This is a genomic window from Nonlabens tegetincola, from assembly GCF_002954355.1.
In the GTDB taxonomy this organism is placed as follows: domain Bacteria; phylum Bacteroidota; class Bacteroidia; order Flavobacteriales; family Flavobacteriaceae; genus Nonlabens; species Nonlabens tegetincola.
The window spans coordinates 356,794-381,168 of sequence record NZ_MQVV01000012.1; the positions used below are offsets into that span (position 1 = coordinate 356,794).

24 protein-coding genes are annotated in these 24,375 nt (G+C 36.3%); 13 read left to right on the forward strand and 11 right to left on the reverse strand.

Annotation, left to right across the window (positions count from 1 at the left end; all coding sequences use genetic code 11):
- Positions 1–8: 8 nt before the first annotated feature.
- Positions 9–2,372, forward strand: coding sequence for a TonB-dependent receptor (locus BST93_RS05500; protein ID WP_258150484.1), 2,364 nt, complete (start codon positions 9–11; stop codon positions 2,370–2,372).
- A 2-nt stretch (positions 2,373–2,374) separates the two neighbouring features.
- Complete coding sequence (locus BST93_RS05505; protein WP_105018380.1) at positions 2,375–2,848, forward strand: thioredoxin family protein; 474 nt, start codon at positions 2,375–2,377, stop codon at positions 2,846–2,848.
- A gap of 53 nt (positions 2,849–2,901) precedes the next feature.
- Here the strand turns inward: BST93_RS05505 and BST93_RS05510 are convergent, their stop codons facing one another.
- The gene (locus BST93_RS05510) at positions 2,902–3,723 is read right to left on the reverse strand and encodes a hypothetical protein (RefSeq protein WP_146104980.1); all 822 of its coding nucleotides are present in this window, start codon (positions 3,721–3,723) and stop codon (positions 2,902–2,904) included.
- A 63-nt stretch (positions 3,724–3,786) separates the two neighbouring features.
- Positions 3,787–4,353 (reverse strand): TetR/AcrR family transcriptional regulator, encoded by a 567-nt coding sequence (locus tag BST93_RS05515; RefSeq protein WP_042279839.1) that lies wholly within the window; start codon positions 4,351–4,353, stop codon positions 3,787–3,789.
- A gap of 95 nt (positions 4,354–4,448) precedes the next feature.
- Here BST93_RS05515 and BST93_RS05520 point away from each other — a divergent pair, with 95 nt between their 5' ends.
- Positions 4,449–6,125, forward strand: coding sequence for an aromatic amino acid hydroxylase (locus BST93_RS05520; protein WP_105018382.1), 1,677 nt, complete (start codon positions 4,449–4,451; stop codon positions 6,123–6,125).
- Here the strand turns inward: BST93_RS05520 and BST93_RS05525 are convergent.
- Entirely contained in the window at positions 6,114–6,767 is a 654-nt protein-coding gene (locus tag BST93_RS05525) for a sensor histidine kinase (RefSeq protein WP_105018383.1), read from the reverse strand. The genes BST93_RS05520 and BST93_RS05525 overlap by 12 nt on opposite strands.
- 52 nt (positions 6,768–6,819) lie before the next feature.
- On the opposite strand from BST93_RS05525, the gene BST93_RS05530 reads away from it, so the two are divergent.
- The gene (locus BST93_RS05530) at positions 6,820–7,125 is read left to right on the forward strand and encodes a rhodanese-like domain-containing protein (RefSeq protein ID WP_105018384.1); all 306 of its coding nucleotides are present in this window, start codon (positions 6,820–6,822) and stop codon (positions 7,123–7,125) included.
- A gap of 25 nt (positions 7,126–7,150) precedes the next feature.
- Positions 7,151–7,984, forward strand: a complete 834-nt coding sequence (locus BST93_RS05535) for a helix-turn-helix domain-containing protein (protein ID WP_105018385.1) — start codon at positions 7,151–7,153, stop codon at positions 7,982–7,984.
- On the opposite strand, the gene BST93_RS05540 is transcribed toward BST93_RS05535, so the two are convergent.
- Positions 7,981–8,448, reverse strand: coding sequence for a 2-dehydro-3-deoxyphosphooctonate aldolase (locus BST93_RS05540; protein ID WP_105018386.1), 468 nt, complete (start codon positions 8,446–8,448; stop codon positions 7,981–7,983). The two genes, BST93_RS05535 and BST93_RS05540, sit on opposite strands and share 4 nt — an antisense overlap.
- Before the next feature lie 107 nt (positions 8,449–8,555).
- On the reverse strand, positions 8,556–9,104 hold the full coding sequence (locus tag BST93_RS05545; RefSeq protein ID WP_085774190.1) for a carboxymuconolactone decarboxylase family protein: 549 nt from the start codon (positions 9,102–9,104) through the stop codon (positions 8,556–8,558).
- Between the two features lie 156 nt (positions 9,105–9,260).
- On the opposite strand from BST93_RS05545, the gene BST93_RS05550 reads away from it, so the two are divergent.
- The 6 genes from BST93_RS05550 (at position 9,261) to BST93_RS05580 (ending at position 17,296) form a co-directional block, all read left to right on the forward strand.
- A complete protein-coding gene (locus BST93_RS05550) occupies positions 9,261–12,383 on the forward strand; it encodes a VPS10 domain-containing protein (protein ID WP_105018387.1) in 3,123 nt (1,040 codons plus the stop codon).
- A gap of 406 nt (positions 12,384–12,789) precedes the next feature.
- Positions 12,790–14,250: an arginine decarboxylase gene (locus tag BST93_RS05560; RefSeq protein ID WP_060523099.1), complete on the forward strand. Its 1,461-nt coding sequence runs from the start codon at positions 12,790–12,792 to the stop codon at positions 14,248–14,250.
- A 13-nt stretch (positions 14,251–14,263) separates the two neighbouring features.
- Positions 14,264–15,205, forward strand: a complete 942-nt coding sequence (gene speB, locus BST93_RS05565; RefSeq protein ID WP_105018389.1) for an agmatinase — start codon at positions 14,264–14,266, stop codon at positions 15,203–15,205.
- Entirely contained in the window at positions 15,195–16,172 is a 978-nt protein-coding gene (locus tag BST93_RS05570) for a deoxyhypusine synthase family protein (protein WP_042279825.1), read from the forward strand. Before speB ends, BST93_RS05570 begins: the two co-directional genes overlap by 11 nt.
- A gap of 2 nt (positions 16,173–16,174) precedes the next feature.
- On the forward strand, positions 16,175–16,513 hold the full coding sequence (locus tag BST93_RS05575) for a hypothetical protein (RefSeq protein WP_042279823.1): 339 nt from the start codon (positions 16,175–16,177) through the stop codon (positions 16,511–16,513).
- A 6-nt stretch (positions 16,514–16,519) separates the two neighbouring features.
- A complete protein-coding gene (locus BST93_RS05580) occupies positions 16,520–17,296 on the forward strand; it encodes an RMD1 family protein (RefSeq protein ID WP_105018390.1) in 777 nt (258 codons plus the stop codon).
- 179 nt (positions 17,297–17,475) lie between these two features.
- On the opposite strand, the gene BST93_RS05585 is transcribed toward BST93_RS05580, so the two are convergent.
- From BST93_RS05585 to BST93_RS05610, 6 genes are all read right to left on the reverse strand, one after another.
- Positions 17,476–19,506, reverse strand: coding sequence for a TonB-dependent receptor family protein (locus tag BST93_RS05585; protein ID WP_105018391.1), 2,031 nt, complete (start codon positions 19,504–19,506; stop codon positions 17,476–17,478).
- A 50-nt stretch (positions 19,507–19,556) separates the two neighbouring features.
- On the reverse strand, positions 19,557–20,267 hold the full coding sequence (locus BST93_RS05590; protein ID WP_105018392.1) for a heavy metal translocating P-type ATPase: 711 nt from the start codon (positions 20,265–20,267) through the stop codon (positions 19,557–19,559).
- Positions 20,267–21,103 (reverse strand): NHL repeat-containing protein, encoded by an 837-nt coding sequence (locus BST93_RS05595; protein WP_219843736.1) that lies wholly within the window; start codon positions 21,101–21,103, stop codon positions 20,267–20,269. Before BST93_RS05595 ends, BST93_RS05590 begins: the two co-directional genes overlap by 1 nt.
- Complete coding sequence (locus BST93_RS05600) at positions 21,103–21,732, reverse strand: heavy-metal-associated domain-containing protein (protein WP_105018394.1); 630 nt, start codon at positions 21,730–21,732, stop codon at positions 21,103–21,105. Before BST93_RS05600 ends, BST93_RS05595 begins: the two co-directional genes overlap by 1 nt.
- Positions 21,733–21,741: 9 nt before the next feature.
- Positions 21,742–22,506, reverse strand: coding sequence for a hypothetical protein (locus tag BST93_RS05605; protein ID WP_105018395.1), 765 nt, complete (start codon positions 22,504–22,506; stop codon positions 21,742–21,744).
- Positions 22,507–22,567: 61 nt separating this feature from the next.
- Entirely contained in the window at positions 22,568–22,957 is a 390-nt protein-coding gene (locus tag BST93_RS05610; protein WP_042279816.1) for an HYC_CC_PP family protein, read from the reverse strand.
- Positions 22,958–23,061: 104 nt separating this feature from the next.
- Here BST93_RS05610 and BST93_RS05615 point away from each other — a divergent pair, with 104 nt between their 5' ends.
- Together BST93_RS05615 and BST93_RS05620 are read left to right on the forward strand one after the other, a co-directional pair.
- Positions 23,062–23,559: a GTP-binding protein gene (locus tag BST93_RS05615; protein ID WP_146104981.1), complete on the forward strand. Its 498-nt coding sequence runs from the start codon at positions 23,062–23,064 to the stop codon at positions 23,557–23,559.
- A gap of 73 nt (positions 23,560–23,632) precedes the next feature.
- Positions 23,633–24,025, forward strand: coding sequence for a hypothetical protein (locus tag BST93_RS05620; RefSeq protein ID WP_105018397.1), 393 nt, complete (start codon positions 23,633–23,635; stop codon positions 24,023–24,025).
- Positions 24,026–24,375 lie beyond the last annotated feature (350 nt).

The window sequence follows — 24,375 nt, forward strand, 5'->3', positions numbered from 1 at the left end:
AAATTTTGATGCTTCGTAAATTAGAATTGTGTATAGTAATGGCTTTTGTAATGCCTATTATTTCACTCGCTCAATCACCTTCTTTAACAATAAAAGGTAAAGTTTTAAGTGATAAAGATCCTGTAGTTCTGGCTACTGTTGTAGTTAAAGAAACACACACACGAGCATTCACTAATATTGATGGTGAATTTTCTATAACCTTAGATGAGAAAGGTGAGTATACTCTTTATATTTCAGCATCCGGATACCGCAATTCAACCCAAACCATTGATGTATCTCAAGAAGAAAACTCGTTTGAATTCACATTGGTAAAAGATGCTTTAGGATTAGACCAAGTTGTAGTTAGTGCTACTCGTAATCGAGTAGAACGTAAAAAAGCACCGGTGGTAATATCTTCTATACGTACAAGATTGCTCAATGCAACCCAATCTACGACACTGGCCGATGGATTAGGTTACGCTCCTGGAGTAAGAGTAGAAAATAATTGTCAAAATTGTGGATTTACTCAAGTAAGATTAAATGGATTACAAGGAGCCTATACTCAGGTTCTTTTGAATAGTAGACCAGTATTCACTTCGCTATTGGGCGTTTATGGTCTAGCGCAAATACCCGTTAATACCATTGAGCGTATTGAAGTGGTGCGCAGTGGTGGTAGTGCTCTATATGGGTCAAATGCTATTGCAGGTACGGTAAACGTAATCACTAAAGATCCTGTTTTAAATACTTGGGAAATAGGTAGTACCATATCAAGCATAAAAGGAGACGCATTAGATAGAAATTTAAATTTCAATTCATCTATTGTAGCTGATGATTTACAGACAGGAGTTACCTTTTACGGCTCATACCGCAATCGTGATGCCTATGATGCTAATGATGATGGCTTTACTGAAATAGTAGAAATTGATAACACTACGGTTGGGGCAAAAGCTTTCTTAAAACCTCATGAGCGTAGTAGAATCTCATTGAATTTAAATGCAATAAAGGAATATAGACGTGGTGGTGACCGACTGGATCTTGCACCTCAATTTACCGATATCACGGAAGAGCTTCAACACGATACATTCATAGGTGGTGCCGATTATGAATGGGAAAGCACCGATTACTCTCACAAGCTACAAGCTTATACAAGTACATCTTATACAAATCGAGACAGCTATTACGGTGGTTTAGGAGGATCAAGAACTAGGCAGGATAGTTTAATTGCCAATAATGCATTTGGTACTACTAAGGACTTGGCTTGGGTAACAGGAGTTCAACATACTAAATCGTTCACAAGAGATGTAATTACTTCAGGATTGGAATACGTAACAACCAATACAGAAGATGAAATTCCTGGTTATAATCGTTCTATTGATCAACAGGTAAATACTATTGGGTTTTATTCACAATACGAGTGGAAACCTACCGAAAAAGTTACTGCTTTATTAGGAGCAAGATTAGACCATGTAAACGTGGATGGGAAATATTCAGTAGGGACAGTTTTGCGAGAGGTGTCAATTGATCAAACAGCTATTTCTCCCAGATTAACTATGAGTTATGACCTGACAAAACAAATTAAATTACGAGCAGGTTATGCTCGAGGTTTTAGAGCTCCACAAGCTTTTAATGAAGATTTACATATATCTAGTGTAGGAGGAGAACAGCTCTTTGTTATCTTATCTGAAGATTTAAAAACAGAATACTCTAATGCGTTTACCAGTTCTTTTAATTACTCTCTCTCAAAAAACTTACTTCAATTAGATTTTCTAGTAGAAGGATTTTACACAACTATTCAGGATCCATTTACTCAAGTGAGCACAGGTGCTACCTTGAATAATGGTTCTATATTAGAAGAGGTGCGCAATGGTTCTGGTGCAACTGTCTTTGGTAGTAATATTGAAATTGGTGTTTCGCCATCATCCGATTGGAGGTTTCAAATAGGCGCTACTTATCAAGAATCTAGGTATGATGATGAACAATTACTCTTTGAAAGCGATGGTACTTTAGGAGAGTCTGATATCTTTATAGATGAGTTTGTACGTAATCCTAATTGGTATGGGTTTTTAAATGCTACCTGGTTACCGTCAGAAAAGTTTAATGTCGATCTTACCAGTACCTATACAGGTCGCATGAATGTTCCTAGAGTAATAAGTGACAGCGGATTTCTTCAAATAAATCGATCTAATCCTTTTTTTGACATGAATCTCAAAGTTGAAACTCATTTTGATTACAGTGATGATTTTATGATTACCATTTCTGGTGGTGTGCGCAATATGTTTGATAGTTTTCAAGACGATTTTGATACGGGCGCTACCAGAGATTCGGATTATGTTTATGGACCTATGGCTCCTAGAACTGTATTTTTAGGAATCAAAATTGGTAAAATGCATTGATTATGAAACTGTATACTACACTCGTTTTTGTTATAGTGGCCTTTGTGGTATTACCAATAAACGCACAAGGCAATTCAATAGAATGGACCACAATTGAGAATGTTGAGGACTCGCTTTCGCGAAAGCGTAAAAAAACAATCCTATATTTTTATACGGATTGGTGTGTGTATTGTAAAAAAATGGAGCAATCTGCATTTAAAGATCAGCAGGTAATAGAGAAATTAAAAAAGGATTATTATACCATTAAATTAAACGCTGAAACAGCTGATACTATCCAAATAGGCAATGATCAATTTATCAATAAAAACCTTAAAAAAACTAGAAACCCGACTCATGAGCTCGCCGAATTATTAGGAAGTCGAAAAGACAAACCTTTTGTAGCGCCTGTAATTGTACTATTTGATGAACAATTCAATGTTATCAAACGTTCTTTTGAGTATTTATCACCAAAGGAATTGTATCAATGGATTCAATAAAAAAAGCCTTTTCGTAAAATGAAAAGGCTTTTCTTCTTTTTTGTTTAAAAATCTTATAAAGTAATATTGATAGTATTACCATTTACTGTTGTATACACTGCTTGATTGTCACAAGCACCAGAGCCATAATCCAAGCTTCCTTGTAGAACTGTGCCATTAAAATCAAGAACACCTTCAGTGATATTTGCACAGGTATAAGGTTTTAGTAAAGGTTGTGAGATGGTAATTGTTAGACTAGAACCATTTGGTCTACTTACCGTTCTATTACCCATAAATAATTCCACTACATCATCAGTTCTTATTAATGTTCCAGCTCCTTGAATAAGTCGAGTGTCAACGTCGCTATTAAAGTTAAATACCGATCCGTTTAGACTAGTAAAACTTCCATTTGAAACATTTCTATTCCATTGAATACTGGTTGATGTTGAAGTATTTGTATAAGTCACTAGACCAGATAAACCTCTTCCATTTATAGTGTAATTGCGTCTTTCTACAGTTGCTACTGCTCCTGGATTACGTAACATGTCAGTTAAAGTAATTTCGATTATCCCGGTTCGGGTAATACCTCTAGGAGATGTGCAGCCAGTCCCAAAATCTAGTGTATACGTTTTAGGAAAACCACCGTTTGTAGTTTGAGTGGTAACAACCACACAACCATTTTTAGAAATGCTATCCTCTTCTGTAAAATCTCTTGAGAAATTAAGGTCCTCGACATCTAGAACTAGGTCAAAATCAAACGATTCTGCTACTTCAATAGCTGCGCTTTCCTTTGCTAGTTCTGTATCAGATTGGTTTGTGTTTTCTTCATCACTAGAACATGAGGTGCCTATTGAAAGTAATACTGTCATGAAAGGTAAAATCAATAATTTTCTCATAATAAATGGTTTTAATGTTTAACGATCATGAGACCCTTAAAATTGTAGAAAGTTTAAAAGGACTTATTTTTTAAGTCCAAGTAAAAGTAAATCTGGCAGTTCTACTTTAAGAGTTTCAATCTCACTGGGAGATTTCTTTGGAATCCATAAATAGATGGATCTTAGTGTGCTCAAAAGATTGAATAAGATAGTTTCAACACTCATGTTTTTGAACTCACCTTTATCGATTCCTTCTAGTATGATTTGTTTAAAATCAGCCTCATAATTCTTACGCAATCGTATATATTCTTCATAGGAAACTCCTTCTAAATGCATCCAGTCGTTATTAAGAACAGCTAGTGAATCAGTAAGTGATAAAGCAATTTTTATATGTAAAGCGATAAGATTTTGAGCCTTTACAAAGGCAGTGCTATCGTCACTTTCAACTTGCTTCATTCCATTGGTAAATTCGTGAGCAACCTCAAGAATTAAAATCGTAAGTATTTCTTGTTTACCAGATATATGATTATACAAGCTTGCAGCCTTCATATCTAGCGCCGCAGCTAGATCTCGCATGGTAACGGCAGAATATCCACGTTCTTTAAAAAGTCGAGCTGCAGTAGTTAGAATTTGAGATTTGCGCTGGGTCATGGGATTGCAAGTATACCTCTAAAACAAATTATTCACAAAAGTTTATACCATCCATGTGATAATTAGACTTTAGATTTGCGTGTAAATATGCAGACATGCTACAAAACATAGAATCTAATCCTTTAATTGACCGTTTACCACCTCATTTAAAACAATTCATAAAACCACAAAACTATGAATTGTACACAGCGCAAGATCAAGCGGTGTGGCGTCATGTCATGCAACGTAATGTTGAGTTTTTAAGTAAAGTCGCTCATGGATCGTACTTAAAAGGATTGGAAAAAACAGGTATTTCTATTGAAGAGATTCCTTCTATGTATGGAATGAATCGTATTTTAAAGGAAATAGGCTGGGCAGCAGTTGCGGTTGATGGATTTATTCCACCAGCTGCCTTCATGGAATTTCAAGCCTATAAAATATTGGTAATTGCTGCCGATATAAGAAAGCTAGAGAATATTGAATACACGCCTGCTCCAGATATTATCCACGAGGCTGCAGGACATGCTCCTATAATTGCCAGCCCAGACTATGCAGAATATTTAAGACGATTTGGAGAAATAGGCAGTAAAGCAATTTCAAGTGCACACGATCATCAAATGTACGAGGCTGTTAGGCAGCTTTCCATACTTAAAGAAACACGCACGGCTGTTCCCGATGCACAACTGGATCAACAAATCTCCAATGCCGAGGAAGAAGTGGAACGTTTACAAAACAAAAAGGTGGAACCTAGCGAGATGTCTCTCATTCGCAACTTGCACTGGTGGACAGTAGAATACGGATTAGTAGGAACTCTAGACGATCCTAAGATTTATGGAGCAGGATTGCTTTCTAGTATAGGTGAGAGTAAAAGTTGTCTGGAGCCAGAAGTGGAAAAAAGACCTTATTCTATTGATGCCGCTTATCAAGACTTTGATATAACTCGCAAACAACCGCATTTATATGTTACACCAGATTTTGCCCGATTGAGCGAGGTTCTTGAAGAGTTTGCCAATACTATGGCTGTACGTAAAGGTGGTCATCGAGGCTTACGTAAATTAATAGATTCTAAGAGTTTAGGAACTATAGAATTGAGCACCGGATTACAAGTATCAGGAGTATTTACTCGTATGATTACTAATGAGGACAATGAGGTTGTATTTTTTGAGACAACAGGTGAATCTGCACTAGCATATAGGGAGAAGGAACTTATCGGGCATGGAATTTCTACGCATAAAAAAGGCTTTTTGAGTCCGCTAGGAAAATTGAAAGGCATTTCGCTAGCCATTGAGGATATGGGGCCTCGTGACTTACAAGCCTATAATTTTTATGACAATGAACGTATAGAGTTTACCTATGAAAGTGGTATTCACGTAGAAGGTCTAAATGTAACTGGTATGCGTAATTTGAATGGTAAACTTATGCTTATTCAATTCGTGGACTGCACGGTTACTTACAAGGATGAGGTGCTTTTTACACCTCAAGATGGTATGCTGCATTTAGCAGTTGGAAAGGAAATAGTTAGTGCCTATGCTGGTCCGGCCGATTATCACAGTTTTGACCTGGTGTACCACGAGAGTGATACAAAAACTGTGAAACCTGTTTACACTGAAAAACAACTTGTTGTTCATGGATGGTATGAAAAGGTACGACGCTTTCGCGAAAGCGTAAAAACAAATAACACTGTCCTAAACAATGATCAAATCAATGAGCTTACAGGTATCTTGAATCAAGTGGAAAAAGAATTTCCTGATCAATGGTTGTTGACAGATGAGATTAATGAGTTACTTACTTAAAAAAGTTATAAGTGGGAATGAAGTACGCACAATAGTTCCATTGCCAAGTGTGCTCGTTAATGTGGTAATACCGTTCAATTCATCAACTAACTGATGGAGCAATTTTAAGCCATCGGAATAGAAGAGTTCTTTTTTAGTAAAGCCTACGCCAGTGTCATGCGTAATTATCACAAGTTCTTTGTTTTCTATAGAAACAATATTTGTGATGTAAGTCGCTGCGGAGTGTTGAACTGCGTTGTGCAGTGCTTCGTTTGTTAGTATTAGTAATTTCCAGAAATGTATAGGTTCTAACTTTTGGTTTAAATAGGTCGGAAAACTGGTTTTAAAAGTCGTTTTACTGGAAGTTTTCTTGTAATGGTCATGTAGATTTGTGATAAGCTTAGTAAGGTCATCGAGAGAAAATTCTATACTTTTAAGGGAGTAATCGGTAATAATATGGATAGCTTCGTTTTTAACTGAAGGTTCTTCTGTATGTTTAGCAGCAAGGGATTTTATTAAGTCGTGTTGTTTTTTTAAGCGAGTTCTATGTGCTGCTCTAGCTTTTACTGTAGCTTTTTTGGCGGCTTTTTCTTCTTGCTTAAAGAATTGAACAATAAGTATCCCAAGACCAAAACCTATAATTATATAGTTTATGTATTCCATACGACTAAGGTATAAAAGCTACATTTAGGACTTTAAAAATTAGTAAATAAATATGTTCGGACTATTTAAAAATAAAAAGAAACAAAGAATACAGGAATACCTTAATCAGGATGCATTGCTTCTTGATGTGCGCACATCATCAGAATTTAATGGTAATAATATCCCTGGATCATTAAACATACCATTGTCTTCTTTAGAGAGTCAATTGGATAAATTGGATAAGGAAAAACCCATAATCGCATATTGTAAAATGGGTGGTCGTAGTACTATGGCTACTGCAAAACTTAAGTCTAAGGGATTTAAAGTTATTGATGCTGGTGGAATAGGTTCCGTTAAAAAACATATCAAAAAGAATTAAAGTAGATTTTTCCTATTTTTACCCTATGAAATTGGATTATCATAACATCAAGGCCGAAGGTAAATTTACCATTACCAACTTTCAATGTGGTCCTTCCTTAAACTTGCTAAAGGAAGATGGTATGTATAAAATTATATGGTGTAATAAAGGAGAGCAAGAAATGATGGTTGATGGGTATGACTTATTGCTCAAACAAAATCAAGTACTGTTTTGTACGCCAAATAATATAGTTGAGGTTCCAAAGAACAATCAAGGTTTAATTGCCTTTGTGTTTAATCGCGAGTTTTATTGTATTCAACATAATGATGAAGAAGTAAGTTGTAATGGGCTGTTATTCTATGGCTCGTCTACCGCGCCGGTAATCTCATTGTCAGATAAACAATCTCGTAGTTTTGAGGCTATGCTTTTACTTTTTCAAGAAGAGTTTGAGACTAAGGATCGTATTCAAGGTGAAATGTTAAGAACGTTGCTTAAAAGAATGTTGATTACCAGCACTCGATTACTCAAAGAAAATGGTTTGTCTGAGGAACTATCCATTAAACAGCTTGATTTATTTAGACAGTATAACATTTTAGTAGAGCAACATTTTAAGGAAAACCATCAAGTAAGTGATTATGCAGCCATGTTATACAAATCACCCAAAACCTTATCCAATTTGTTCAAAAAAAACAATTTAAAATCGCCCTTACAGATTATAAACGAGCGCATTGTTGTAGAAGCAAAACGCTTGTTGAGAAATTCTCAACATAGCGCTGAGGAAATAGCTTTTGAATTAGGATACAACGAGGCTAGTCATTTCTCTAAGTTTTTTAAAAAACATGTAGGAATATCACCCTTGCAGTATCGCAAGGATCACTAGAACTTTCTAGCTGTTAAACCACTAGGGATATATAACTGGCGACTGTCATACATATTGATATACACATCTAGAGTGTCTTTACTTCCTTTGTAATAAACGCGGTACTTATCTAATAAAGCGACACCTTTAAAACCATTTTTTGATTTCATAGGGCAACAGCTTCCAGCTCTGTAATATTCAAGCTCTTCTCCATTAGGACCAGCTAGTGCATTTAGAAAGCGTCGTTCATTAGTTGGACCTTCGTTAGAATTAACGCCACCTACCATGGCAGGCTTGTCAGGTGAATATCCATAATCCTTATCAGTTGCCTTGGCAGTTATAAGAAAGGCATAAGAGTTTTGAAGAATTTGAGTTTTCTCTACACTTGTATCTTCAGTTTTTGAATTACTTTTTTCAAGAGCAGTTTTAGTACTATTGCAGCTCGTCATCAAGATAAAAAGTGTAAATAAGGCTAGGTTTTTCATGTTGAAATTTTGGTTTATTAAAAATACAATCTTTAAAACAAAAACAGGCAGTTCTTTATGAACCTGCCTGTTTTCAATCAACCAACTAACTATGAAAAAAATACAATTTATACAGTAGCGGCTTCCAAAGCTTGTGCTTCTGGAAAATCTACCGGCACTTGTGTAGTATTGTGTAGGTAATTTGAAATGGTTTTATCACCTATTAAAACGATAGTATCTACTAGATTTTCTTGCGAATATCCAGCGTCAAAAAAAGCCTCTATTTTGTCATTATCTGCGCGACCTCTATTTTCAGTAATATTTTTGGCCAGCGCTGCAAGAGCGTTGTAACTCTCATTATTACTAGACTTTCCTGATCGGAACTCCAGGATCTCCTCGTCAGTAAATCCATTCATTTTTCCTATCGCAGTATGAGCGCTCAAGCAATATTGACATTCATTTACCTGGCTTACCGCAAGGTTTACGATTTCTTTTTCTTTATTATTTAAAGAAGTTTTGGCGCTTGAGAAATTCAAATAATTACTCAATGCATTATTGGAAAGCGCATAGGTCGCGTATAGATTAGGTACAAACCCTAATTGTTTCTCAAGGTTGTCAAAAATTCCTTGATTTGTATTGTTAACTTGATCTCTTGTTGGGACATTAAAAGTTGCCATATTGTATCTATTTAATTGTACTTGTTTGTTTTGTTGGTACAAATATCCGATGAGAAAAGACCTTTAGAAATGTGGTTATTTCCTTATACGTTATCAATAATTCCCGATACTTAAATTTTGTGCTCTTAGACTTATATTTAAGGAAAATTTGAATGCATGAAATGTTTAAAATTACTCTTGATTTTATTGGTTGTTTTAGCTTGCGCCAAAACAAATTCACAACAACTACCAGAACCACCAGAATCCCAAAAACTTTACGAATCTCAAAACTTTAGACTATTAGGTCCGTTTAGAGGTGGCCGTAGTGCCGCTGTTACGGGTGTTCCAGGTAAACCTAATTTGTTTTATTTCGGAAGCACCGGTGGTGGAGTGTGGAAAACACAAGATGGTGGTAGAACCTGGAAGAATATCTCTGATGGATTTTTTGGAGGATCTATTGGTGCTGTAAGCGTTGCGCCAAGTGATCATAATGTAATCTATGTTGGTGGTGGAGAAAAAACAGTGAGAGGAAATGTATCTAGCGGATATGGTGTGTATAAAAGTGAAGATGCAGGTAAAACATGGAAGTCTGCAGGATTACCTAATAGTAGACACGTACCTCGTATCGCTATCGATCCCAATGACCACAATATTGTTTACGCAGCTGTACTAGGTAATATTTACAAACCCACAACAGATCGCGGCGTCTATAAATCTACCGATGGTGGTAAAACATGGAGTAAAAAACTTTATGCCAATGATATGGCAGGAGCTGTTGATTTAATTATAGACCCTAACAATCCACGTGTTTTGTATGCCAGTACTTGGAGACTTCAACGCACACCTTATAGTTTAAGCAGTGGTGGTGATGGCAGTGCTTTATGGAAAAGTACAGATTACGGTGAAACATGGAAGGAAATCTCTTCCAATGAAGGTTTCCCTCAAGGTACTTTAGGAATAATGGGTATTACCGTATCACCAGTAAGTAGTGACAGGTTATATGCCATAGTTGAACATAAAGACAAAGGTGGTGTTTATCGTAGTAATGACGCTGGCCTTACATGGCGACGCACCAATAGTGACCGTAGTTTAAGACAAAGAGCTTGGTATTACACGCGTATTTATGCCGATACTGAAGACGTGGATAAACTTTATGTAGTTAATGTAAGCTATCATAAAAGCGTTGATGGCGGTAAAACCTTTGAAAGTGCCAGAGCGCCTCATGGTGATCATCACGATTTATGGATTGCACCAGAGGATTCAAATAGAATGATCATGGCCGATGACGGTGGCGCACAAGTAACCTACGATGGTGGTCAAACTTGGAGCACCTATCACAATCAACCTACTGCTCAATATTATAGAGTAACCACAGATGATAGCTTTCCTTATCGAATTTATGTGGCACAACAAGATAATGGAACTATTAGAATCCCTCATAGAACTACTGGTCGTAGTATAACAGATAAAGACTGGGAAGGAACTGCTGGTGGAGAAAGTGCTCACATTGCAGTGGATCCTAAAAATAACGATATCGTTTATGGTGGTAGCTATGGTGGTTATCTTACTAGGGTAAATCATCAAACTAAATCGGTACGTGCGGTAAACGTTTGGCCAGATAATCCAATGGGTCATGGTGCAGAAGGAATGAAATACCGTTTTCAATGGAACTTCCCTATTATGTTTTCAAAACATGAACCTAATAAATTATACGCGTTCTCAAATCACGTTCACGTAACTACTGACGAAGGTCAAAGTTGGGAACTACTAAGTAAAGATCTTACACGTAATGACCCTACAAAATTAGGTCCTAGTGGTGGACCTATTACAAAAGATAATACAGGTGTAGAATACTATTGTACCATTTTTGCCGCTGCCGAATCTCCTGTGAAAGCTGGTGAGTTATGGGTAGGAAGTGATGATGGACTAGTACACCTTACTCGCGACGGCGGGAAAAACTGGCAAAATATAACTCCTAAAGGACTTCCAGAATGGGCTCAAATAAATAGTATTGAACCTAGTCGTTACGACGCAGCCACATGCTACGTGGCAGCAACACGATACAAACTTGGAGACTTTGAACCGTACCTATTTAAGACAGACGATTACGGGAAAACCTGGAAAAAAATAACCACCGGTATACCAGACGAGCATTTTACCCGTGTTATCCGTGAAGATGACAAAACTCAAGGTATGTTATACGCAGGAACCGAGACTGGATTGTACATCTCCTTCAACGATGGTAAAAATTGGGAGAGTTTTCAACTTAATCTCCCTATAGTTCCAGTAACAGATCTTGCTGTGAAGAATAGTAACCTAATCATCGCAACTCAAGGAAGAAGTTTGTGGATTCACGATGACTTAGATTTAGTTAGACAAGGAGTGCAGCACACGCTTTCGCGAAAGCAGAATGAAAACATTCTTTTCAAACCAAAAACTGCCTACAGGATGGCAGGAAATGGTAGGCCAGGATCTTTAACTGCAGGGACAAACCATCCAGCAGGTGTTCAAATTCACTTTTATTTACCGAAATTAAATGAGAAGGACAGTGTGGCACTTAGTTTTTATGACGATAAAAATAAGTTGATTAAAAAGTATGCTACTTATGATAAAAAAAGTCCGCTCAAGGCAAAAACCGGTGCAAATCTATTTAATTGGAATACTCAATACGACGGTGCTGAACAGCTAAAAGGTATGATTCTATGGTGGGCAAACCTTTCTGGGCCAAAAGCTGTTCCTGGTAATTATAAGGTAGAATTAGAGATTAATGATGAGAAGTTAAGTCAACCTATTACCATTATAGCACCACCAAATAGTGAGGCAACTGTGGCAGACATGCAAAAACAGTTTGATTTCATAACCGAGGTAAACGCAACGGTTGACAAAGCGCATAAGAGTATTAAAAATATACGAGAGTTTAATAAGAAACTTACTTCATTTAAAAACCTTTATAAGGAGAATGAGAGAGAAGAAGTGAAAGAAATGGTGGAAATGGCCACTCAAATGCAAAAGAAATTCAATGAGGTAGAAAAAGCGCTGTATCAAACCCAAAACCGCAGTGGTCAGGATCCATTAAACTTTCCGATTCGTTTGACGAATAAGTTGGCTCATTTAAATAGCCTAACAGGAATGAGTGATTTTGCACCTACTGATCAAGCGATTCAAGTAAAAAATGAGTTAACTAGTGCGATTGAATTACAGCTTCAGGAGTTTGACAAGGTACTCCAATCAGATATTAAGCAGTTCAATAATAAGTTTAACGAGATTAAATTAGATTACTTAATGTTGGATAAAGAATAATTCTAGCATAATTTAGATCAAAATCCGCAGAAATAATCTCTGCGGATTTTTTATTTTAAGCATAATGTATTGATATTCAATATATAAAAAATTAAAAAAAGTTTTTTATTTAAACTTTTGAATACATTTGACCCCATGATGAGCAGCAATCATTTTTTTTAAACTGCGCATCGCCTTTTAAAATGAAAATTGTTTTCAGATTCGGGCTGGAGGACATAAAGAAGTCTATCCTCACAGCTGCTCTAGGTATAGAGAACCGAATTTTATGGCTGACTTCTGAAATTCAATCTTATCTAACAGGTAGAATTAACTCTTATTTAATTGTTAATCAACCTTCTCTTCATTTTTTAAACTTTAATAATTAGTAGCTTTAAGCTAACTAAGAATCAACATATAGCTTTATATAATGAAGAACAAGTATATTGATCTTATTGATCAAACCTTCTATTTTCCTCAAGAGGAATTTGAATTAAAAAACAATTGGCTACAATTTCACGGCATTGACCTTAAACAATTAGTAGCTGATTATGGATCACCTTTAAAATTTACCTACTTACCTAAAATTTCGCAAAACATAAAAGCGGCGCAAGGATGGTTTCAGGATGCAATAAAAGCACATGATTATAAAGGAGAGTACCATTATTGTTATTGTACAAAAAGCTCGCACTTTAAACATGTGCTAGATGAAGCTTTGAAGAATAATATTCATATTGAAACTTCAAGTGCTTTTGATTTGGACATAGTTCAACAGCTTAAAAAAAGCGGAAAAATAAAACCAGATACTTACATAGTGAGTAATGGTTTTAAACGTGACCAGTACATTGACAACATTGCACAATTAGTTAATCAAGGACATGATAACTCAATAAGTGTCATTGATAATTATGAAGAATTAGGGTTACTGCGTGGTGCAATTAACCGTCCGTTTAATGTAGGAATACGCATTGCTAGTGAAGAAGAACCTAAGTTTGAGTTCTATACTTCAAGACTAGGGATTGGGTATAAGGATATTGTTCCTTTCTATAAAAAACAAATACAAAACGATGAAAAAGTATCACTCAAAATGTTACACTTTTTCATTAATACAGGAATTAGAGATACTGCTTACTACTGGAACGAGCTCAATAAATGTTTGAATGTTTATGTACAGCTCAAAAAAATATGTCCAGAATTAGACAGTCTGAATATAGGTGGTGGATTTCCTATTAAAAACTCACTTGCCTTTGAATACGACTATGCCTATATGATTCATGAGATTGTAGGTCAAATTAAACAGTATTGTGTTCAGGCAGGAGTAGATGAGCCTAATATTTTTACTGAGTTTGGAAGCTATACCGTGGGAGAAAGTGGTGGTGCTATTTTCCAAGTACTGTATCAAAAACAACAAAATGATCGTGAAAAATGGAACATGATTAACAGTTCTTTTATCACAACATTACCAGATACTTGGGCCATAAATAAGCGATTCATTATGTTACCTCTTAACGGGTGGAATAATGAGTATGAGCGCGTATTACTAGGTGGTCTTACTTGTGATAGTGATGACTATTACAACAGTGAACAACACATGAATGCTATTTATTTGCCTAAATACAATAAGGATAGACCGTTGTTCCTAGGATTTTTTAATACAGGTGCTTATCAAGAAACCATTGGTGGTTTTGGTGGTTTACAACACTGCTTGATACCACAACCTAAACATATTCTTATAGATAGAGATGAAGAAGGCAATTTAACTACTTCACTTTTTTCTGAACAACAAAAATCAGAGCAGCTTTTGTCTCTTTTAGGTTACAGTGAGTCACCACTTACAGTAACAAGTGAAGAGGATGTCGAGTTGCCTGAAACAATCAATTACTCTATTTAATCCTTTCATAAAAATGAAACTTTCATCGACTTATGCAGGAATTCCAGATGAATTTGGAAACCTGAATAACGCAAAAACAGTATTAATTCCAGTTCCTTACGATGGTACAAGTACCTGGGGAAAAGGAGCCGATAAAGGTCCTGATGCTTTTCTAGAAGCCTCAGAAAATATGGAGTTGTACGATATTGAAACAAATACTGAAGTTTACAAACAAGGTATTTATCTAGCACCAACTATTGATGAAAATTCAAGTCCAGATGCTATGGTAAATGCAGTTTACAATGCAGTCAAAGGTCACGTAAACCGTAACAAATTTGTTACCTTATTTGGTGGTGAACACAGCATTTCTATAGGCGCCATGCGTGCTATGAATGAGCAGTATCAAGATTTAAGTGTATTACAATTGGACGCTCATGCCGATTTGAGAAAAGAATATATGGGGTCGCCATACAATCATGCTTGCGCTATGTATGAAGCAAATGAAAATATGAACTTGGTTCAAGTAGGAATACGCAGTATGGATGTTGCAGAAACTACTGTAATGAATAAAGACCAAGTATATTTTGCACATGAAATGATTACCGATGATTATTGGATGGATAGCGCTATAGATGCACTTACAGATGATGTGTATATCACGTTTGATTTAGACGCATTTGATCCATCTATTTTACCAGCGACTGGAACTCCAGAACCTGGAGGACTTCAGTGGTACGAGACTCTAGAGTTTTTACGACGTGTTTTTGAGGAGCGTAATGTGGTAGGATTTGATATAGTAGAACTGTGTGCAACTGGCGATTACAAAGCATCGGCATTTGCTGCGGCAAAACTTTATTACAAAATGTTGAGCTACAAATTTGCTAGCGATGAGCAAGACCATGATGGTGATTACGCTTTCGCGAAAGCGGAAAAAAACAATGTAAAATCTGAAAAAATTGACGACGATGAATACTAAAGGAGCTATTTCTCAATTCATAGAAAACTATTACTTGCATTTTAACGCAGCTGCACTAGTTGATGCTGCAAAAGGTTATGAAGATCAACTGGCAGCAGGCAACAAAATGTTGGTATCACTAGCAGGAGCTATGAGTACTGCCGAATTAGGTAAAATTTTTGCTGAAATGATCAGGCAAGATAAAGTTCATATAATTTCTTGTACAGGTGCAAACCTAGAAGAAGATATCATGAATCTTGTAGCGCACAGTCATTATAAAAGAGTTCCTAATTATAGAGACCTAACACCGCAAGATGAATGGGATTTACTAGAAAAAGGCCTTAATCGCGTTACCGATACCTGCATTCCTGAAGAAGAGGCATTCAGACGGTTACAAAAGCATATCTACAAATTGTGGAAAGAAGCAGAGGATGCAGGCGAACGTTATTTCCCACATGAATTCATGTACAAAATGTTGTTATCTGGTGTTCTAGAAGAGTATTATGAAATCGATTTGAAAAATAGCTGGATGTATGCTGCGGCACAAGCTAATTTACCTATCGTGGTACCTGGATGGGAAGATAGCACCATGGGTAACATTTTTGCTAGTTATGTGATGAAAGGTGAATTAAAAGCAAGCACAGTTAAATCAGGTATTGAGTATATGACAATGCTAGCAGACTGGTACACCGAGAATACTAGTGATAATGGTATAGGATTCTTTCAAATAGGTGGTGGAATAGCTGGTGATTTCCCTATTTGTGTGGTTCCCATGCTTTATCAAGATATGGAAAGAACCAATACGCCATTCTGGAGTTATTTCTGTCAAATAAGTGATAGTACTACTAGTTATGGATCTTATTCCGGTGCCGTGCCTAATGAAAAAATTACTTGGGGTAAGCTAGATATTGATACTCCTAAATTTATAATAGAAAGTGATGCTACTATCGTAGCTCCTTTGATTTTTGCTTATTTACTTAACATGTAGTCATGAAACAAGACGCTATTTCTTTCAAACGAGTTATTATAGATTATAAAAAACTCAATGATCAAGTATTACAATTACTTGTAGATAGATATCCAGATGGGTATGATGATAGGGATATTATAAGTTTTAGAAATAAGGATTATGAATGGGTAGATTGTGTTGAGGTGCGCACGCACGATACCATTTATCTAGTTAAAATCAGTAAAAGGCTTCAAACAGCGATGGAAGCCTATGAGAGTGATGTTGAAGAGGAAGACATTACTAATGAACTTGATGACAGTGAGGACAGCATGCTTCCAGAAAATGAAGATGCTGATTTTCAACCAGAAGTTGACTTCTAATTTAGAATGAAAATTACTGCCTGTCATGTAGCAGATCAAATAGACTTAAAGGAATTAAGTCTTAGTTTAAGTGGTAGACAGCTCAATTCTGTAAAGGATGAGCTGTTTATAAAAACAGAATCTGGTGAATATTTACAATTATTAAGTTATGGAGTAGTATGTTCAACCAGTGATTTTTATAGTATAACAGAACAATTACAATTAGTCAAGAAACAGGCTAGTAATTGGTATGGATACCAGGAAGAAAACAGTGATTCTTTTCAACTTGAGCTTTTTAAGGAGCGATTACAATTGCACTACAATCAGTTGGATTTAATTGACGATGATCCTCAAAAGATAAGAATGGTCATGTTGCATTTGTCACAATCTGTAGCGCTTTCAACCTACGCCAGTAAGGCTGAGGATCTTTTAATGGAGACTAAAAAACACACGTCCTTGCTAGAACGTGATGGAAGACTTCAAATAAAAGGGAAGAAGCTCAAGAAGTATATAGGTGGAGTGCTTAATATTAAAAATGATATCAGTGAGCACCTTTATATTTTTGACTCACCAGATGAGGTTTGGGACGATGAAAATTTAAACGACATCAATAATGCTCTTAAAAAAGCATTTGACGTACAAGAACGCTATAGAATCATCAAGCAACAGTTGGATATTGTCAAGGAAAACCTGGATCTTTTTAAAGAGATTATGTTCCATAATGAAAGCAGTAGGTTAGAGTGGATCATCATCATACTCATCGTTATAGAAGTAATAGACTTATTTATTCTGAAGTTTTTATAGAATAGTAAATTTTTAAGAACAAAGCCCATGATACTTATGTTTCATGGGCTTTTTTTAATACAGTATTTCGACAAGGCTAGACTTTGGATAGTATACATAAGATTAAAGTAATAAATAAGGAAATCTTCAGGTCTGATTACTAAATGCTGCTAGTAACGAATACTAGATTCTTCACAAAATTAAAACCTAACTCTCAATCCTGCATAAATATTAATGCCTGGAGCTGGTTCAAAGTACCTGCCTCCAAAGGCGTTGATACGAATGTTATCGTTGTACTTTTGGTCAAATAAATTATTTATTCCTGCAAATGGAGTAAGACTTACTCCGGATAATTGAAACGTGTAAGATCCACGTAGTTGACCTATGATTACTTCTGGTTCTACAGTGCTGTTGGCATCGTCAGTAAACATTTGATCACGATATTGAGCGCTCATAGTAAGATTGAAACTGTTTTTGGTATAAGTAATCATGAGTTGAGCCAGATGTCTGGGAATGGCAGGTAAATTATTTCCTGAAAAATCACCATTAGGTAGCTCATAGTCTTGATAGGTGAAGTAGGAGAAATTGTAAGTAAGTCCAGCACTCCAAGTAGGGTTAAAACGGTATTGAGTAGCAATTTCAGTTCCTAACCTTTTACTGCTACCGGCATTTCTAAAGAATGTTCTATCTGGAAAGTCCTGCAATTCAAAAGGAACAATATCATCGGTTGTAAAGGTGTAGAATAGAGTAGAAGTCAAATTTAATTTTTCGAATTTACCACGATAGCCTATTTCAAAATTTAATGCCTGTTGAGCCTCTAGATTTTGATTAAAGCCACCATCATCCTCTGGGTTTGCACTCAACTCACTTAATACTGGTGTTTCATAACTGTTGGATACAGTAGCATAGAATTGATTCTTGTCATTTAATTTATAAGCTGCACCTGCATTTAAACTGAATTGATTGATTGTAATGTCATCATTATTGATTCCATCAGATTCAAATTCATCGCTCACACTTAATTCATTTATGTCGTAGCGCACGCCAGCATTTACCGTCCATTTTTTCCATTCATAATCTTGCAAATAGAAAAATCCTAAACCGCTAAATTTTTCGTTTTGATTAAGTGTTTCGGTGCCGCGTTCACCTTCCAGATTTTCAAAACGGCGTCGGGCATCATTTTGATAACCGTAGTCTATTCCTAATTGCTGTTTGAATGAAAGATGTTCTTTTTTGGAAACTCTAGTCGTATTAACTCCAACTCCAAAATAGTTTCTGTTTAAATCAATCGCTCCACCAAATTCAAAAGGCAATCTAGCTTCAAAGTCTCTATAGCTGTAAAACCCATAACCGTTGAAAGTCCAATTACCTGTTTGATGCTTCAAACTTGTCCCTAGTTTAACTTGCTGGACTGCTTCCTGAGTTTCAAATAATAGGTTAGGGTCACGTGCCTGCCTGCGGTCTGTTGAGATAGCTTCTGCATTAAGACTACCTGGATCTTCTGCTTCGGGACTATTTGCATAGTTCAATTGAAAATTAAGCTGGGTATTTTTTGAAAGATCATGAAACGATCTATAGTTGAACAAGTAATTCTCAAAACCACTTTGATCCCGATATCCATCGGTTGTGATTTGATTAGCGTGTATTACATAACGTGAAGTTTCTGTTTTAAAACCAGCAGTAACTTGAGATTGTAGCATGTTATAGGATCCTGCCGTAAGTCCTATTTCTACAAAATCTTTTTTAAAGTCGTCTATCGTATTTACGCTTATAACTCCACCGCTAGCATTACCGTACAAGGCACTAGATGATCCTCTTAAAACAGCTATATTATCTATAATTCCTAGAGGTAAATTATCAATTTGCCCTTGACCATCAGGAGTAGTTTCAGGGATGCCATCAACTACCAATTTTATACCGCGTATTCCAAACGCACTTCTCGCGCCAAAGCCTCGTATGCTTATCCTTAAATCTTGTGCATAATTATTGGCGTTTAGACTAAAAACCCCATTTAATTGATTAAGATATTCTTGCAATGATAATTGCTGTTGATTTAGGGCGCTTTCGCGAAAGCGAACTCTAGAAAAACTAGCAGTTACTTGATCTGGATTTTTATCAATTCTAGTCACCTTAAGAGCGACCGTATCTAAAGGTTGAACCTGTGCTTGATTTACTTGAGCTATACTTATTAATACGCTAAAAAGTAATAGGATAAAAAGGATTTGTTTCATGTCTTATAGTGGGATAAAGGTACACATGAAACCTAGTATAGTCGTTAAGGCTATAATAAAAGCATTGCAGTTCCCATGACGATCATTATGGCGTTTTCAATAAAAGTAGCTTCAGTCATAGGTAGTTTTAAGGCAGTTCCCAAACAAGCACATTGAATTTTTCTTTTGTTGAGCAATGTTTGAACCACTCCACCTGTGGTTATGGACAAAATAACCAGAGTTATTAAAATAGCGATGTTTGTATTAAACCTTAATAAGAACATGAGACCGAGTGCAGTTTCAATAAAAGGATAAATCCAACCGTAAGCAGGAATTACTCGTGCAAGTGGATCGTACATGCTAAAACTAACTGGAAATCCTTTTAAATCTAGCAATTTAAAAAAGCTGAAAACTATAAGGAAAAGCCCCATGAAATCTAGCATGATTGCTTTTATATCACAAGTTTCTTTATGCAACAGCAGGCTTGCGGTGGTGATATAAAAAAGAATGAGAAACAAGGGTTTTAATTGCTGTAGTTTGCTGGGTTCGTCGCTAGGCAATTCTTGAGCGATACGATCTGACTTTTTGCTTATCGTATATTTTTCAGTAAGGTGTTGTTGCAACTCCTCAATCTCGATGTAGTTTTCTACCTCAAGAGTACCTTCTTTTTCTGATAGTGATACGCTTGCTGTTTTTACAGCAGGAATTCCCTGCAATTGTTGTTCAACATCGCTGCGACAACCATTGCAGGTCATACCTTCAATATGAATGATTTGTTTCATTATTGTTTTCTTTTGATAGCTGTTTTTTTGTAAAAAACGAGTTCTCCCTTGCGATAATTGGCAATGATAAGTTCGTCATCGTTTTGAATTACATCAGTAGGTTTGTCAATACCTTTTTCAATAATCTGTTTTAGATCACCCATTCTATCATAAATAAGGATTCTATCGTTTTCAAAGTCTGTTAAAAATAACTCGGTTGCGGTAACGTGAATACCCGTTGCTGCTTTTAGATTGTCGTTCATACCTATTTCCATCACCGGTTCCCCATTTTTAGTCCACACTTGGGCGCGATCGTTATAAGCATCGGCGATGTACAGGTGGTTTTTCATTATTTGAACATCTGTAGGATAGTAGAATTGTCCTAGCTTTTTCCCTTCACTACCTAATGATTGCCACGTACCGTTTGAAAAGTACAAAACGCGATGGTTGTAAAAATCGGCAATGGCAATTTCATCCTTAAACATACTTATTGATGCCGGTGCATCTAGGGAATCGGTAATTGATAGGTAACTTTTATTTGTTCCTTCTATCACAGCAATAGAATCTTTCCCGTACTCTGGTATAAACAATCGTTGAGTTGATTTGTCTTTGATATAGTCCAAGTGCATGGGACGTTCAAACTCACCTATTGTTTGGGTAATTTCACCTGTGTAGTCAACCTTAACCACTCGATTGTGGTCGCCATCACTCAATATGTATTGATCATCGTCGCTAACTAGTCCAATAGGGTTAATTCCATCTAGACTTATGCTTTTTTCATAAGTCCATTCCGTCTCTACAGGTTGTTGTGAACAGCCTAGTAATACTACCGAAAGTAAAACGTATATCAATTTCATTATTGAACTCTTTTATAATGACAACATCCAGGTAGTTGATCATATACTTGATCACTGGCTTTGGTGTTTTTCGTATCATGACCTACTTGGGCTACCTTTTGTTCCACCTGATTGACGGTAGTACTACCATCGTGAGAATAAGTAAGTTGTTTACTGTCCACGTCCCAAGTAGCGCTTGCAACACCAGGTAGGTTAGACACTGCTTTTTCAATTCTGGCCTTACACATACCGCATTTTCCGTTTACCCACAATGTGCTTTCTTGTAATGATGTGCTGGCGACTTCATTATGGTTGCTTGCATTGGTTTCTACATCGCCATTTGCTCTTGTAATAGTGGCAAGATTGGGTGTATAACCTGCTTTTTCAACTTGTTTGATCACGGCTTGCATGCTTAGTGATTTTTCTGCTGGATAGGTGAAACTAAAATCTCCTGTTTCAATATCGATGGCGACATCTTTTATCCCTTTGAATTCCTTGAACTTTTTCTCTAGGCCATAGGCACAGAAAGGACATCCCAGTCCGTCGACTTGAATTTCAAAAGTATCTCGTTCTTGGTTGTTTTGTGATTCCGCTTTCGCGAAAGCGAACAAACCAATTAAAATGCTAAGTATATAAATGCTATTTTTCATATTATTTTTTTAAAAAGTGTAACGTGTTCCTAAAAACACAGAGTAATTAAGGGCTCGATTATCATCAATTTCCTGAACCAATGGCAGCTGTACTGCTAGGTCAAAAGTGATGTTCTTGCGAGCGTATTGAATACCTTGCGCATAGAGTAGCTGGTACCAATTGCGCTCGTGCAACCAATGGCTGCTGTATTCAAAATATAGATTGAGTTGTTTATTGGGATACTGTGGCTTTAATAAGGGCAAACCAAAACCTAGTTTTGCTCGCATTTCATCTAGAGTACCATCTGGCATCCAGTTGTAACCAATCTCAGTACTGATACCGTATTTTAAGGTCTCGATTCCAGAAACGATACCGTAATATCCAGCATATTTACCTGTGCTTATATCCATTACATCAATTTCCTTACCTGTAGGAAGCGTTTGCAATGTTTTGGCAACCATACGCCAGGTTTTACCAGTTCCATCCTTACGATAGAATTGATATTTCCCCATGATCTTTAAATCTGCTAGACCATTGCCCGATTGATCTTGTAGATCATAAATGGTAAAGGGTACATGCAGCGCTACCAGTGAGTTTGCTGTAGGTAAATAATGCAACATGACTGGAGCGTATAGAACAGATCCACGCTCAGTTTGTCGGTATTCAATTAGTGTTTTTGTTGTAAAGCTTTTGCCGCCTAACATGATAGGTTTATCGGCAGTTATAGGTGGTCCTTGTGCTGTAGCTAGATAACTAGACAACAAGATAAAACCTCCTAAAATGATGTTTTTCATTATATGATTAATTTAAAGTAATGTGTTGATTTTTAAAATTTTAGTTTTAAAAACCGATACTTTAAATTAAAAATTGATCGTGAAGTATGATGAGGTCGTGCCGTTTCCATGGCGGTGATTCCTCTAGAAAACCTAGCGCTGTCTTTTGTTCAACTAAGGGTGCTTGATAGATGAAGTCATAGGAATGTTCTAGACTAGGCAGAATAAATTGAAAGTCCAAGGATGCTGCCACTTGCAGCTGTAATTCATCCTGACCTTCAACTACGATTTGTTCGTTAGAACAACAACCTGACTTTTCCATGGAATCCATTCCACATGAGTCAGCCTGATGATTAACGGCAGTATCGACTAGAAAACTACCACAAAAATGTTGATCAATCACTAATCCTTGCGTAGAAGCAAGGACAAGTAAAGCTAAAAAAACAGCTTTTATTTGATAGATCAATTTCATGGTTACAAAGATACAAAAAGTATGCCTTTAGGCGGATAAATTCCATTTTGGGTTTTGATGATGTAAAATTGCGTAACTTAGTTAGGCTATTCAGTATCAATACAATGAAATTACAAAATGAGGTTGTTTTACGTCCCAGGTTTAAACTTGTTGTTCCCATGCCTGTAACTGAAGTTATAAAGCGATTACAAACTACACCAGGAACAGCATCTACCATCTATACTTCCATTTTAGACGGTCATATCTTTATCAAGATCAATAAAGAAGAAAGACACTTTTGGTCACCGCATCTTCATATTGAATCAGAAGAAACTGACGATAATCAAACCTTGCTAAAGGGAACCTTTGGTCCCAATCCTACTGCCTGGACATTTTTTATGTTCCTACATTTTGTACTAGCTGGTTGTTTTCTGGCTGCTGCTATATGGTGTTATACCAATGTCGTTGTCGGTGCCTCTAAGAGACTTCCTGTGATAGGCATGGTTGTAATAGTGTTATTATGGATTGCCTTTTACGTTTTAGGTAGGTTGGGTAAGAAAAAGGCCGAGCCTCAATCCAGAGTACTGTATGAATTTTTACAAGCTCGTGTGTCACATCCTTAAACTTGAATAAGTCAATTGCCTTATTGAATAATCACAGGTATTAAGTCAATTTTGATTCATTGAATTTGATGTCATGAGAAATTATATACTCGTTATTTTTCTAGTTGTACTCACTACTTCATGTGACTTGAACGGTTATGGTCCCAAGGTGCAAACCGGTGGAGTAGAAGTATACTACAAGCCCAATGAATTAGAGAATCAAGCTCTAAGCTTGTCGGTGTTGTTAGATAGCCTGGAGTATGGCAAGAATGGCACTGTGAGTTTTCAAGTTATAAAAGACAGCATCATTAATCTTAAAATGGTTACTGATCCCACTTATTATTCTGATACTTCCATGGATTATGCCTTGAATGCAATGAGTATTATTTCACAAATTGAAATATTTAAAGACGAAAGTGTGCAGTTCCATATTTGTGATGAAACTTTTAATGTAAAGCGTTCTTTAGAAGTAATTAAAAACGAATAGTTTGATATCTGTTTTAATCGTTCTGGGCCTGATAAGCTCGTTGTCTATTCCTGTATTTATTTATACAACGACCAGCCAGCCCAAGGATAAAGTATTGCTTTTAAGAACGATTAGTTTAGGTATGGTAATTTGGAGTGCAGTTATGGGTTATGTATGGTTGTTTTATCTAGCGTTAATAACCAGTATTCCTTTTCTAATTTTGGGATTCCTACTTTTAATCACATCGTATTTATACAAAGCGAAGTCAAAAGATAGGAGGAAGCAAAATAAGTATTTAGACAAGTTGGTTTGGTTCCTGTTAATCATTGCAATTGGAGTGAACTACCTAGGATATTCAACATTTATTTGAT

Bases quoted from the DNA above. Each gene is read 5' to 3' on its own strand.
- BST93_RS05570 (WP_042279825.1), top strand. From the start codon at position 15,195: ATGAATACTAAAGGAGCTATTTCTCAATTCATAGAAAACTATTACTTG.
- BST93_RS05615 (WP_146104981.1), top strand. From the start codon at position 23,062: ATGAAATTACAAAATGAGGTTGTTTTACGTCCCAGGTTTAAACTTGTT.
- BST93_RS05560 (WP_060523099.1), top strand. From the start codon at position 12,790: ATGAAGAACAAGTATATTGATCTTATTGATCAAACCTTCTATTTTCCT.
- BST93_RS05530 (WP_105018384.1), top strand. From the start codon at position 6,820: ATGTTCGGACTATTTAAAAATAAAAAGAAACAAAGAATACAGGAATAC.
- BST93_RS05550 (WP_105018387.1), top strand. From the start codon at position 9,261: ATGAAATGTTTAAAATTACTCTTGATTTTATTGGTTGTTTTAGCTTGC.
- BST93_RS05600 (WP_105018394.1), bottom strand. From the start codon at position 21,732: ATGAAAAATAGCATTTATATACTTAGCATTTTAATTGGTTTGTTCGCT.
- BST93_RS05500 (WP_258150484.1), top strand. From the start codon at position 9: ATGCTTCGTAAATTAGAATTGTGTATAGTAATGGCTTTTGTAATGCCT.
- BST93_RS05590 (WP_105018392.1), bottom strand. From the start codon at position 20,267: ATGAAACAAATCATTCATATTGAAGGTATGACCTGCAATGGTTGTCGC.
- BST93_RS05595 (WP_219843736.1), bottom strand. From the start codon at position 21,103: ATGAAATTGATATACGTTTTACTTTCGGTAGTATTACTAGGCTGTTCA.
- BST93_RS05605 (WP_105018395.1), bottom strand. From the start codon at position 22,506: ATGAAAAACATCATTTTAGGAGGTTTTATCTTGTTGTCTAGTTATCTA.
- BST93_RS05580 (WP_105018390.1), top strand. From the start codon at position 16,520: ATGAAAATTACTGCCTGTCATGTAGCAGATCAAATAGACTTAAAGGAA.
- BST93_RS05520 (WP_105018382.1), top strand. From the start codon at position 4,449: ATGCTACAAAACATAGAATCTAATCCTTTAATTGACCGTTTACCACCT.
- BST93_RS05510 (WP_146104980.1), bottom strand. From the start codon at position 3,723: ATGAGAAAATTATTGATTTTACCTTTCATGACAGTATTACTTTCAATA.
- BST93_RS05585 (WP_105018391.1), bottom strand. From the start codon at position 19,506: ATGAAACAAATCCTTTTTATCCTATTACTTTTTAGCGTATTAATAAGT.
- BST93_RS05610 (WP_042279816.1), bottom strand. From the start codon at position 22,957: ATGAAATTGATCTATCAAATAAAAGCTGTTTTTTTAGCTTTACTTGTC.
- BST93_RS05535 (WP_105018385.1), top strand. From the start codon at position 7,151: ATGAAATTGGATTATCATAACATCAAGGCCGAAGGTAAATTTACCATT.
- BST93_RS05575 (WP_042279823.1), top strand. From the start codon at position 16,175: ATGAAACAAGACGCTATTTCTTTCAAACGAGTTATTATAGATTATAAA.
- BST93_RS05515 (WP_042279839.1), bottom strand. From the start codon at position 4,353: ATGACCCAGCGCAAATCTCAAATTCTAACTACTGCAGCTCGACTTTTT.
- BST93_RS05505 (WP_105018380.1), top strand. From the start codon at position 2,375: ATGAAACTGTATACTACACTCGTTTTTGTTATAGTGGCCTTTGTGGTA.
- speB (WP_105018389.1), top strand. From the start codon at position 14,264: ATGAAACTTTCATCGACTTATGCAGGAATTCCAGATGAATTTGGAAAC.
- BST93_RS05620 (WP_105018397.1), top strand. From the start codon at position 23,633: ATGAGAAATTATATACTCGTTATTTTTCTAGTTGTACTCACTACTTCA.
- BST93_RS05545 (WP_085774190.1), bottom strand. From the start codon at position 9,104: ATGGCAACTTTTAATGTCCCAACAAGAGATCAAGTTAACAATACAAAT.
- BST93_RS05525 (WP_105018383.1), bottom strand. From the start codon at position 6,767: ATGGAATACATAAACTATATAATTATAGGTTTTGGTCTTGGGATACTT.
- BST93_RS05540 (WP_105018386.1), bottom strand. From the start codon at position 8,448: ATGAAAAACCTAGCCTTATTTACACTTTTTATCTTGATGACGAGCTGC.